This is a genomic window from Marinobacter sp., assembly GCF_048266785.1.
Taxonomy (GTDB): domain Bacteria; phylum Pseudomonadota; class Gammaproteobacteria; order Pseudomonadales; family Oleiphilaceae; genus Marinobacter.
Map to the genome: position 1 here is coordinate 16,150 of NZ_JBLWYX010000011.1, position 11,491 is coordinate 27,640.

The 11,491-nt window shown below is 54.2% G+C and carries 9 protein-coding genes; 4 read left to right on the forward strand and 5 right to left on the reverse strand.

Annotation, left to right across the window (positions count from 1 at the left end; translation table 11 throughout):
* Positions 1-37: 37 nt before the first annotated feature.
* Entirely contained in the window at positions 38-2,668 is a 2,631-nt protein-coding gene (locus ACN0V1_RS14710; protein ID WP_417545713.1) for a penicillin acylase family protein, read from the reverse strand.
* A 124-nt stretch (positions 2,669-2,792) separates the two neighbouring features.
* Positions 2,793-3,899, reverse strand: a complete 1,107-nt coding sequence (locus tag ACN0V1_RS14715) for a CaiB/BaiF CoA transferase family protein (RefSeq protein ID WP_417545714.1) — start codon at positions 3,897-3,899, stop codon at positions 2,793-2,795.
* Positions 3,900-4,087: 188 nt separating this feature from the next.
* Here ACN0V1_RS14715 and ACN0V1_RS14720 point away from each other — a divergent pair, with 188 nt between their 5' ends.
* The gene (locus ACN0V1_RS14720; protein WP_417545715.1) at positions 4,088-5,113 is read left to right on the forward strand and encodes an AraC family transcriptional regulator; all 1,026 of its coding nucleotides are present in this window, start codon (positions 4,088-4,090) and stop codon (positions 5,111-5,113) included.
* Here the strand turns inward: ACN0V1_RS14720 and ACN0V1_RS14725 are convergent.
* The 3 genes from ACN0V1_RS14725 to ACN0V1_RS14735 all read right to left on the reverse strand — a co-directional run bounded on the left by ACN0V1_RS14725 (position 5,110) and on the right by ACN0V1_RS14735 (position 7,983).
* Positions 5,110-5,988, reverse strand: coding sequence for a hypothetical protein (locus tag ACN0V1_RS14725; RefSeq protein WP_417545716.1), 879 nt, complete (start codon positions 5,986-5,988; stop codon positions 5,110-5,112). The two genes, ACN0V1_RS14720 and ACN0V1_RS14725, sit on opposite strands and share 4 nt — an antisense overlap.
* Positions 5,989-5,999: 11 nt before the next feature.
* A complete protein-coding gene (gene rmuC, locus ACN0V1_RS14730) occupies positions 6,000-7,412 on the reverse strand; it encodes a DNA recombination protein RmuC (protein WP_417545717.1) in 1,413 nt (470 codons plus the stop codon).
* 193 nt (positions 7,413-7,605) lie between these two features.
* Positions 7,606-7,983 (reverse strand): hypothetical protein, encoded by a 378-nt coding sequence (locus tag ACN0V1_RS14735; RefSeq protein ID WP_417545718.1) that lies wholly within the window; start codon positions 7,981-7,983, stop codon positions 7,606-7,608.
* Positions 7,984-8,127: 144 nt separating this feature from the next.
* On the opposite strand from ACN0V1_RS14735, the gene ACN0V1_RS14740 reads away from it, so the two are divergent.
* Genes ACN0V1_RS14740 through ACN0V1_RS14750 form a run of 3 tightly spaced genes read left to right on the forward strand, consistent with a single transcriptional unit; the run spans position 8,128 to position 11,394 of the window.
* Positions 8,128-8,928, forward strand: coding sequence for an ATP-dependent zinc protease (locus tag ACN0V1_RS14740; protein WP_417545719.1), 801 nt, complete (start codon positions 8,128-8,130; stop codon positions 8,926-8,928).
* Positions 8,928-10,445 carry an inactive transglutaminase family protein gene (locus ACN0V1_RS14745; protein WP_417545720.1) on the forward strand — a complete coding sequence of 506 codons (1,518 nt, stop codon included), beginning with the start codon at positions 8,928-8,930 and terminating at the stop codon, positions 10,443-10,445. The genes ACN0V1_RS14740 and ACN0V1_RS14745 overlap by 1 nt, the downstream gene beginning before the upstream one ends.
* Position 10,446: 1 nt before the next feature.
* Positions 10,447-11,394 carry an alpha-L-glutamate ligase-like protein gene (locus ACN0V1_RS14750; protein ID WP_417545721.1) on the forward strand — a complete coding sequence of 316 codons (948 nt, stop codon included), beginning with the start codon at positions 10,447-10,449 and terminating at the stop codon, positions 11,392-11,394.
* The last annotated feature ends 97 nt before the right edge of the window (positions 11,395-11,491 follow it).

Consider the following 11,491-nt stretch of genomic DNA (forward strand, 5'->3'; position numbering starts at 1 on the left):
TTCGGCCACCCCTTTTTAGTTATTGCGCAGCACCGGATTACTGGCTGATGGTTACTTCGCCATTCACCAGAAGATTCGCCTCAATGTCTGCCTCGGTGAACCAGAACTGGCGATAATTCTCATCTGAGAAGCGCTGGCTCTGGTCCGTGAAGTAAGGTGAATCAGAGTCTGATGACTGGGAGTAGCTGGTTAGCCCGTAGGCAGCCGGGCCCTGGTCCGTAAATTCCAGACCAAAGTGCCAACTGGTTCCTCGGGCCATCTGCCATCCGCTGCCGGCCTGATCAGACAGGCCTGCCGTATTGGGCAGGGTTGTCGGCGCAATTCTCGGAAGCACGGTGTCCTCGGCAACCGGGCTGGTAACAACACCAATGGCATTAAAAGCACCGTCCACAGAACCATCGCCGCCGTGCCAGGCAATTGGGCTACTCAGCTCGACCGGCGTTCCTCCCGGGGGCACGCCACCCGAAGGCTGATAGTACTGAACATCGCCAAGAGCGGCATTGTAAGGAATATTCACGGAGTCCAGCGCCTGCAGTCCATCGGCCAGCGCCACCAACATAACATCGCTTGCGGTTCCGGACTCGGTCTGCGACGGTGTGGATGGTGTGGTCACAGGGCTCTTCGCATCAAACGGTACCGTCAAGTCTGTGCCGAAATCATTGCGGTAGTTGGCGATGAACACGCGAAATACGTGAGCGCCAACACTGTCGGTATTGTAAACGCCGTCCCAGCTTTGCAAGACACCGCAGGCTTCGTCCACACCACGCGTACCTCCGCCTGACAGGTTAACCGGATCACTGCCGATAGCGGTGCACCGGGCTCTGAGCTCACTCAGGAACATGTCGGTGTACCAGGTGCGGTTGTTGTAGATGACTTCTATCAGGTCAATCGCACCAAACTTGGCGTCCTGACCGGCTGGTGCGCGGTCTGCAAAACCCAACTCCATCGGGTTCTGTAGCATGGTAATGCCAATGCGCGTGCGCGGGTTCAGCGGCGTTTGCTCCGAGCCGAACATGGGCGAAAATCCGGTCAGAAACTGATTCGGGTTTGTTGCCCAGTAGCTGTCATTGGAGTTCTGAACCCAGTCTTTGCGGGTCAACTGGGGGCGTTGATCAAAAGGCACAAGCCCGTTGCACTGGCCTTCAACCCAATCATCCCGCGATTTGCTGCCGTCCAGGAGGGTGAGACCGCCCTCAAACAAGGCGTTGTAGTCGGCGTTTACCGCGCGCTTGAAGTCAATCACTGCGAGCGTCGCGTCTGACAGATTGGGCACGGAACTACTGTCTATGTAGTAGGCGTTGCCTTGATCATCGGCGTAGGTCGAGTTGGTCCAAAGTGTGCTGCCACAGCTCTGGAAAACCGCCTGGAATTCTTCCAGATCAGATGCACGGCTCATTTTCAGCCAGGTATCGAGCAGGTTTTTGGTGCTAGCATTGGCATCGCGGTAACTATAGGCCTTGCCGTTCACCCCCCACGCTTTTAACCCGCCGCCGGTAACGGCATCTGCCGCCAACATCGGGCCATACTCGGAGAAGTAGAAGGTCTTCTCAAGCACCGTTGGCGTCGGCGAGCCGTTGTTCACTTCGATCTGATAGGTTTCCGAGGTGATGGGTTTCTCTTTACCGTCTTTTATATAGGTAAAGTTGTCACCGTCTTTCAGGGTCAGTTCATAGAGGGTAAAGCGGCGGCTGGTGGTGACCGTATGGGACCACGCCAGATTCTCGTTGAAATTGATCAGCGGGATCGCCGTGCCCAACAGGCCGGCACCGTTGGTGTTCAGGTATCCCGGAACCGTCAGCTGAACCTGATACAGCCGGCGGTGGCCGGTGTAGGGGAAGTGTGGGTTGGCCAACAGCGCACCTCTGCCTTGCTCCGACATGTCGCCGCCAATGCCCCAGGCGTTACTGCCCAAGCCGATGTCCTGATAGTCTGTCTGGGCACCCGCGTTCACACGGGCGTTTGCAACAACGCGCTTCAGCTCTTTGCTTAGCGCATCATCTGCGTCACCTGTCACGTTCACAACCGGCGTCGGCTGCGGCGATTCGCCATCCGGAACGGCAACAAAAACGGCGCCGGTCGCAAACAGTGCACCACTGGCAAACTGACCCACGATTCGGTAGTGCGCGAACAGGTCAACCGGGGTAATTGCCTTTACCCAAGGCTGGTCCTTGCACTCCAGTGGCCAATCCGCTGGTGCCGTCTCGCTCACGTATTTGTTGTAGCCTGCGGTAAAACCTTCAATCATTGCTTCTGTTTCAGGGCTAAGCTGTGGGTATTCCTCTTCAGCACCGCTTAGAATTTTCTGAGCCTTATAACTGAAATCATTGATGATATTAATATTACCTGGCCCAGGCCCAAAGTACCTGGCACGCTCACTACGCGCTTTAACAATGGCCTCTGCTAACAGGCAAACATTGTCTTGAGCCTGAGCATAACCATGCCCGAATGCCACAGACTTCAGGTTATCGGCTTTTATGTGGGGCACGCCCTCACCCGTTCTCCTGATGGTTGCTTCCAACTTGCCATCTGCAGGAAACAAGTTGGTATTCAGATCAGACTGAGACGATGAGCTACTGCCATCGAAACAGCCAGTTAGCATGGTGCTACCCAATAGCACCAGCACTGCGCCGCGCGCTGTTCGCGCGACCCGTTTGTTCCAGGTTTGCATAGTGTCACCCTTATAATTGTTGCATAAAGGATTCGCCGTCATCGGCGACACTATTAAAGCTAGCAGAAGGTCGAGAAAACTGAATTTATATTCAGGCTATTTCGCAACAAATCATACTTTCTGACTACTTCCCTCCCATCGGCTGTCCAATGAGTGTTGTCGCCGCTGGCGTTTTCTCAAACTTGATCGGAAACCCGATCTGCCTCTGCAAAGTACCATCACCGCGATCAACACCAATTACCATATCCCGTGCTTTCAGCTGCGGATGTTCAGCGGCTTCGGAAATGGTCAAAACCGGCTCCACACAAGCGTCTATATCGGCAAAAACAGTCTGCCATTGCGCCAGTGTTTTCTGCTGTATCTTTTCACCGAGCGCGGCTTTGAAGGCTTTCTGGTGTTCCGGCTTCTGGCTCAGGGCCAAGCTTTTCATATCGGCCAGTTCCAGTATGTCGCACAGCCGTGCGGAGAACTGGGGCTCCAGGCTTCCCACAGAGAGCCAGCGGTTGTCCTGAGTCTGGTAGTAATCGTAGAAGGACCCACCGTTCAGCAAGCTGGTTTCCGGCTTCTGCTCCTGACCGCCGGCCAGGCAGGCAGCGCCGGCCATGCCGTTGAGTGCAAAGGCGGCATCGGTCATGCTGATATCAACAAACTGCCCTTCTCCGGTTTGCTGGCGATGAACCACGGCGGCCAGTATGCCCATTACCGCGTGGTGGGAGCCGCCTGCTACGTCCGCTATCTGGATACCCATCGGTGGGGGGCCGCTGTCTTCACGGCCACAATGGCTACTTACGCCGGCAAGGGCGAGGTAGTTGATGTCGTGCCCTGCCCGGTCTTTGTAAGGACCCGTTTGGCCGTATCCGGTAATGGCGCAGTAGATAAGCCCGGGGTTGATCGCTTTCAGAGTTTCGTAACCAATACCAAGGCGATCCATCACGCCGGGCCGGAACTGCTCAATCACAATGTCGTATTCCTTGACCAGCTCCAGAACCTTTTCCTTGCTGCCTTCTTTTTTCAGGTTAAGCGCAAGAGACTGCTTGCCCCGGTTCAGAAACCCATGAGCGGTGCTCACACCCGCATCGTGGGGCGGCATTACACGGGTAAGGTCTACCCTGTCTGGAGCCTCAACCCTCAGTACTTCCGCGCCCATATCTGCCAACAGCATTGTGGCGTATGGCCCGGGCAGCAGGGTGCTGAAATCCAGAACTTTCATCGAGGTCAACGGACCTGCCATGGTGTTCTCCTTCTCTGTAATGTGTTGTTCTGTTTGTTTTTTGAGAGTCACTCCATGCTGCACGCTTTTGCTGTTAAGGCCAACTGCCTGTTGCACCATTCCCATTAGCCGATTGTTACAGCCGCTTCGGTTGCATTGTAGCTGGGGGGTTTTATGATAGGTCTCGTTTTCATGAATTGGCGAGTTAGATGTCTGATCTGACAGTTTCACGGCACTTTGTGCAGGCCGCCCTGGCCGGCGCTAAGCATTTGGGGTTTGATACCGGAGAAATGCTCCGGGAAGCGGACATATCCCCGGATCTTCTGCGTATCGAGATGGCGAGGGTTAGCAGCAATCAGTTCAGTTTGTTGTTACAGACTGCCTGGAACCGCATGGATGATGAATTCATGGGTATGGGTCCACGGCGGGCCCGGGTTGGCACGTTCGCCACTATGTGTGCGCTGGTTATTGACTGCCCTACGCTGGAGGCTGTTTACCACCGGGCATACCAGTTTTCCCGGCTGTTTGATCCTATGGTTGCCATGAAACTGGAAATCGATAAGCAGAAGGTTCGACTGGTTACTCATATGGAAGGCGAGATCCACGATCCTCATTACTTTCTGCGGGAGAGCATACTGGTTATCTGGCACCGGTTAGGTAGCTGGCTGATCGGGCAGCCGGTGGAGCTTGAGAAAGCCGAGTTCGACTACCCAAGGCCGCCTCATGGTGATGAGTACCGCCATATTTTTCATTGCCCTCTGGAATTTGAGTCTGACTGCACCGCCCTGACGTTCGATAAACGTTTCCTATCTGCCCCGGTCATCCGAGACAAACCGGAGATCCGTCAGTTCCTGAAAACCTCACCGGCGGATCTGTTATCCCGACCGGACGAGAGCAATACCTTTACAGGCAAGATCAGAGCGCTCATCGGCCGGGATTTTTCAAAACCTCTGCCCGACTTTGAATGGATTGCGACTGAACTGCACACCAGCCCACAAACACTGCGCCGCAGGCTGAAGCAGGAAAACACATCATTCCAGGAGATCAAGGATTTGCTGCGCAGGGATACGGCAATTTACTACCTGAGCCGACAGGAGCTCTCAATTAATGACATCGCGGAAAAAGTCGGGTTTACGGAGCCCTCAACCTTTCACCGGGCATTCAAGAAGTGGACAGGTGTTACCCCGGGCGCCTATCGTGAAGGCGAGCGGGACAACCCCAGGATTGAGCACTAGGAACCCGAAGGAGTCTGCAGATTGCGGATCAGTTTACCCAGAGTCTGCGCAATTTCCTCAACCTGGCTGCGGTTTGGCGAAAGCTGAAGCAAACGCGAGCCGTCTCTCGGATCGTATACCCAGCAGGTAGCCACCGCAGGTTCACATCCCCATTCTACTTGGGGACTTACACCAAACACCGGAATCCGGCTGGTTGTCCGTGCAACGCCTCCGGAGCTGTTACGCCGCAGTTGCTGAACGGAGATGGCGTCATCTCCGCTGCTCAGCCGGTATTCAATATCCGCTGGCCGGTCGAGACGCACAATCGCCTGGTCCTGTCGCCACCCGGCAACACCCAGCAGACTGTTGAGGTGTAAAACAAGCGCTTCGCGGTCAGAGTCTGCCAGGTACAGCTTGCGCAGAGACGCACTTCGCTTGTCGCCAGCAGGCTCAATCACAGCGATTCGGGATTCACCACCAACCTTTGTCACCTGAGACTTCTCTTTTCTTGCGCGCTCAATCCCGGTGATCAGTTTCAGAGCATCCTGATAATGGCTGCCTTCAGTACCCGCTTTGGTCACGTAGGCTTCAAGCGCTGATTGGGCTTCGTTGAAGTGAGAAGACTGCAGCATTACTCTGCCACGGTAGTAATTGTAATCGATCGGCTTTTCCGCATCCAGAAGCTGCAAGCGATTGAGGTATTCACCGGCTTCGCCCCAATTTTCAGCGGCTACCGATTCTTCGATCGCCAGCAGCAGTCTGCGAGTTTCGTGCTCTGGCGCCAGTGCAGCAGCCTGACCCGCCAACAGTGCCAAGGTGATAGCCACAACTCCTGCCAGCTGCTTGCTTTTTATTCTCAAGACTGAAATATGGATATTCCCAAACCCTACCGCCATGGTCCTTACTCCTATTCGTTATCTGCACCAATTGTCTGTTTTTCTGAATCCGGCTGGCCGCGATGTGCTTCCTGCTCGGAATCGACCTCGGCCTGATCCGTAATTGCTTTCGGCAGTTCCCTTTTAACCCGCACTCCAAGCTCAACAAACCGGTTTGCCTGGGAAATAAGGTTACCCCGCCCTCTGGTTAACGTGTTCATGGCCGAATCGTAAGTAACCTGTGCGGTATGAAGTTGCCCGCCAAGGCGTTCCATGGCTTCCACAAACACCCTGAGTTTGTCATAAACTGCGCCCGCGCGCTCAGCAATCAATCGTGCGTTCTGGCTTTGGCGCTCATACCGCCAGATGTTTTCGATCGTGCGCAGCGTAGCGAGCAGTGTTGTGGGTGTTACTACAATAATCTTTCGCTCAAACGCTTCCGAGAAAAGGTTCTCGTCCTGCTGAAAAGCCGCTACAAATGCCGGTTCTATGGGCATAAAAAGCAGAACAAAGTCAGGCGAGTGCAGGCCACCAAGCTGGCTATAGTCTTTCTCACTGAGGGTACGGATGTGGTTGCGCACCGCTTCCACGTGATTTTTCAGTGCTTCCTCCCGAGCGCTGTCGCCCTCCTCCGTCACCCACTTCTGATAATCCAGAAGAGATACCTTGGAGTCGATAACCAGGTTCCGGTTATCCGGAAGGTGCACCACCACGTCTGGCCTCAACAATTGGTTATCGCCGTCTCGGTAGCTGCCTTGGGTTTCATATTCAACGCCCTTGCGTAGCCCGGACTTCTCCAGAACGCGCTCAAGGATCAATTCACCCCAGTTACCCTGAATCTTTTTATCGCCTTTTAAAGCCCGGGTCAGGTTGGCAGCCTCTTCGGTAATTTGTCGATTGAGATCCTGAAGGGATTTTATCTCGCTACGCAGAGCCTGCCGATCCCGGGTTTCTGAGGTGTATACATCTTCCACCCGCTTGCGGAAATCCTGCAACTGATCCCGAAAGGGGTTAAGCAAGGTATCGAGGCTTGTGCGTGTTTGTTGGGTGAAACGCTCGCTTTTCTGCTCAAAAATCCTGTTGGCGAGATTTTCGAATTCCTGCTTCAGGGCATCCCGATTGCGCTCCAGCAGCGCAAGTTTCTCTGTAGCCGAACGCCGCTCTTCTTTCAGCACGACTTGCTGCTCTCGGAGAACTGCTCGAGCTTCGCTCAGCTCGCTCGCAAGCCCATCAATCTTCACTCGCTGGCTTTGGCGTTCCTCCACCAGTTCTTCGATCCGGCGGTTTTGAGCTGCGACGTCAGCTTGAAGGCCGGCAGCCCGGTTTTCCGCCCTCGCCTTCGCCAGAAACACGGCAACAATAACGGTGGTTGCCAACAGCAGAGTCACAAATGCCGCCACCAATCCCGGCTGGGATATCACAAATTCACTGACGGCCTCAGGCACAGACAAGACTCCTCTGAGTTTTAAGTGTTTATCCGGATTAACGTTAGCTTACGCACGTATTACATTCTATCGGAACATAACGGGGTTTTCTTTGCCGGTCTTCGGCTGTGGCGGGCGCACGGCCTGCATCACGACTGTTTGGCAATGTGATAATACAGCTGAATGCGTCTCTGGACGCGGGACCTAATATCCATTAGAAAGATAAACGTAGCCTGCAGTTAGTGGCATTACGCTTTTTTAACGGCATTCGGGCACACTCAGAGTCAGAACCAAAATGGATAAACCAACATGCTGAAAGAACTCTGGCGCAAGCGAGTTTCGCATCCTTCCTCACATCACTCACACCGCTGAGTTCCACCTTGAACGGCTGACCTCCCTGCTGAACAGCCGGTACGGCAAAAGCCCTGCCAATGCTGAAACCAACAGTGACGATGCCATACGCGACCTGATCACTTATGCTGCGCGAGTGCAGGATCAGGACATTCAGCGCGAACTGCTGTTGTTTTATCTGAATTGCTCCCCGGTTATCCAAGAGTACCTGCGTTCTGACGAGGTGCTCGGCACTCGTCATTTTTTCTCCCCTTAACCAACTGTAAAGCAAATACACAGGTCGGTTGTTGTATACTTCCGCTCCAGATATTCTCAGTTCCACACTTTCAGACCGTCATACTCGTGGTATTCCGCGTGTGACCGGCAACCGGCTCAGGGGTTTTTCATGTCTTCTAAACGATTGCGAGCTGGTCTATCGACGTTCTCCGTTGCAGTTCTTGCAGGCACTGTTCTGCTGACGGGATGTTCGGCAGACAGGTATTTCATGGTTCCTAAATCTGATCTGGGCGATATGAATGCCTCAGTTCAAAGCCAGCGTGCCACTCTGGTAACCATGGAGCAGAACGCAACGGTTCGTCATGAGAAGGTTTTAGAGAGCAACGAAGTTGCCACGCAAAAAGTGCTGGAGGCAATTGCGACTCAGGTTGCGAAGCCCTCCTGTCCTCCGATCCCGGCTCAGAAGGTCTGTCCCGCCTCCGATAAAGTAAAAGGCCACGCTGACCGGCTCAAGGGAAAAGTGGTGGTTGGTGAGGTTGAGAATTTTCATCTGGCTGGCCCGGAACTGATCTACAAAGCCCGGATTGACAGCGGAGCTGAAACCTCTTCGATTGACGCACGGAATATCACCCGCTTTGAGCGCGACGGAAGCAACTGGGTTCGCTTTGATGTTCCTGTGCCAGGCACAGAAGACTTTGTCACCCTCGAAAAAGAGATCTCTCGCCGCGTGAAAGTCATCCAGGCCAGCGCCGATGAAGCGGAGCGGCGCGTTGTTGTTGAACTTCAGTTCTCTATCGGCGACCACCAACAGGTTGCAGAATTCACGCTCGCAGACCGAAGCAATCTTACTTATCAGGCTCTTATCGGCCGGAACGTGCTCCGGGATGTCATGCTGATTGATGTCGGCAAGGAGTATGCAACGGAACTGCCCGAATCAATCCGTAACGATAATGACAACGGGAAAAAATAGTGACTAGCCCCTCCCGCTTACCGTTTTATATTGCCGTTTTCCTGCTTATCAGCGCAGGTATTTCTTTAGCTGTATGGCGACACATAGAGCTTGGAATTCCCTGGCTAACCGGCGAGCAACGCCCCGTCTGGATGGTGGAAGCCCGTGTTGATTTTGATGGAGCCAACGACTCGGTTGTGGCCAGCCTGAACGTTCCTGCGCAACCACCCGGGTTCCAGATTCTGACAGAACAGGCAGCTTCTCCTGGCTATGGCTTCTCAATCATCGACAAGCCCGGAAGCCGTCGTGCGGAATGGACCAAACGTGAAGTAACGGGGCCACAAACCCTGTATTTCAAGGCCCAGTTCATACCCGACCCGGGCGCCGAGTCTGAACCACCCGCTCAGCCACCTAAAACCAAACAGTTGTTCTGGGAAGAACCCCAAGCGACGGCTGTCCGGGAAATTCTGGCCCAGGCGAAAGAGCGTTCAAGCACACCGGAGAGTATGACGCGGGAACTGATTCGGCTGATGCAGCCAGACACCCGCGTTCAGAACACCACTCTGCTCGTGTCCGAGGAAAACTACCTTCAATTGCTGGTTAACATGCTCAACCACTCCGGCATTCCTGCCAGGACAGCCGATGGCCTCAAGCTTGAAGATGCACGTCGGAGACAGCAACTGATCCCCTTCCTGCAAATCTATAACGGCGAACGCTGGCTCACGCTTAATCCTAAAACCGCTGCTCAGGGCGTTCCCGAAGACCTGCTGCTTTGGCGGCAAGGTTCCGAGTCCCTGCTGGATGTTGTCGGCGGCGACAACTCCGAGATCAGCTTTTCCATGCTTCGGCAAACCATACCAGCCCTCCAGCTTGCCGCCATGCAGTCCGAGGGCAATGGTCTCGGCTTTCTGAGCTTCTATGAACTCCCGATTGAGGAGCAGAGCATGTTCCGCATGCTCCTTCTCCTGCCGCTCGGAGCACTGGTGGTTGCATTCATGCGTATCGTGATCGGTATTCGTACCTCAGGCACCTTCATGCCGGTACTGATTGCCGTCGCCTTTGTTCAAACCACACTTATACCCGGCCTTATTGCCTTCCTGTCGGTGGTTTCCATTGGCCTGGCAATGCGGGGATATCTCTCCAGCTTGAACCTCCTGCTTGTATCGCGGATATCTGCGCTGATCATTCTGGTCATTTTCATTACGGCAGGCTTAAGCATTTTGGGGTACCAGATGGGCTTCAATACGGGCATGACCGTAACCTTCTTTCCCATGGTCATCATCGCCTGGACGATTGAGCGCATGTCGATCCTCTGGGAGGAAGAAGGCGGCCAGGAAGTCCTGGTTCAGGGGTCCGGCAGCCTGTTCGTTGCGATCTGTGCCTATTTGCTGATGAGTGCACCTTTGGCAGGCCACCTGACGTTCAACTTCCCCGAGCTGCACTTTGCGATTCTGGGCCTGATCCTTCTGATGGGTCAATACACCGGCCACAAGCTCAGCGAGCTTAGACGCTTTACGCCAATGAAGGTGTACGACTGATATGGACTGGATCTCCCCGCGCTCGTTGAACCGGCTAGGCATACTGAACATGAATCGGCGCAACGTGGACTATATCGCGCGTTACAACGAGCGCTCGTCCTATCCGCTGGTAGACAACAAGCTCAAAACCAAGCTGGTTGTTGCCGAGTATGGTGTAAAAACGCCGAAACTCCTGCAGGTTGTAAAGCAACAGCATGAGATATCCCATTTCAGGGAAATGGCTGAAGGTCTCACAGGTTTTGCCATCAAGCCCGCAAAAGGCTCTGGCGGCAAAGGTATTACGGTGATTACAGGCCGGGACGGGGATTACTTTGTAAAAGCATCCGGAACCCGTGTGGGCGCACCTGTGCTGGAGCGGCACCTGACCAATATTCTGGCGGGTCTCTATTCGCTTGCAGGCACGCCCGATGTCGCCATTGTTGAAAATCTGGTGGAGTCGGCCCCTTCTCTGGCCCGATACTCTCACCAGGGCGTTCCTGACATACGGATAGTCGTGTTTCAGGGTTACCCGGTTATGGCCATGCTGCGGCTTGCAACCACTGCATCTGATGGCAAAGCCAACCTGCACCAAGGCGCTGTAGGCGTGGGCCTGGACATAGGCACAGGTAAAAGCCTGAATGCGGTGCAGTTCAACCGTCCCATTACGCTTCATCCCGACACCGGCCTGGCATTGGAAAACATCAACATTGAAGACTGGGGAGAGATGCTCGAAATGGCCTCACGCTGTTATGAGGCAACCGGCCTGGGCTATATGGGTGTTGATCTTGTGGTAGACGCCAACGAAGGCCCCTTACTGCTTGAACTCAACGCTCGACCCGGCCTGGCAATTCAAATGGCAAACGGACGCGGATTGCTGCCAAGGCTAAGAGCTATTGAAAGCCTGAAACGTCCTCACTTTACGCCCAGAGAACGTGCAAACTACGTGATGGAAACCTTCGCCAGCCTCTAAGCCACAAGCACATCATTCCCATCGCATTTTCTGACTGACAAGCGTAAAAAAACCGAAGCCTGGGCTCCGGTTTTTTTACGCTTCGTTGCTTACATTA

Bases quoted from the DNA above. Each gene is read 5' to 3' on its own strand.
- ACN0V1_RS14710 (WP_417545713.1), bottom strand. From the start codon at position 2,668: ATGCAAACCTGGAACAAACGGGTCGCGCGAACAGCGCGCGGCGCAGTG.
- ACN0V1_RS14715 (WP_417545714.1), bottom strand. From the start codon at position 3,899: ATGGCAGGTCCGTTGACCTCGATGAAAGTTCTGGATTTCAGCACCCTG.
- ACN0V1_RS14720 (WP_417545715.1), top strand. From the start codon at position 4,088: ATGTCTGATCTGACAGTTTCACGGCACTTTGTGCAGGCCGCCCTGGCC.
- ACN0V1_RS14725 (WP_417545716.1), bottom strand. From the start codon at position 5,988: ATGGCGGTAGGGTTTGGGAATATCCATATTTCAGTCTTGAGAATAAAA.
- ACN0V1_RS14735 (WP_417545718.1), bottom strand. From the start codon at position 7,983: ATGACGAGTGCCGAGCACCTCGTCAGAACGCAGGTACTCTTGGATAAC.
- ACN0V1_RS14740 (WP_417545719.1), top strand. From the start codon at position 8,128: ATGTCTTCTAAACGATTGCGAGCTGGTCTATCGACGTTCTCCGTTGCA.
- ACN0V1_RS14750 (WP_417545721.1), top strand. From the start codon at position 10,447: ATGGACTGGATCTCCCCGCGCTCGTTGAACCGGCTAGGCATACTGAAC.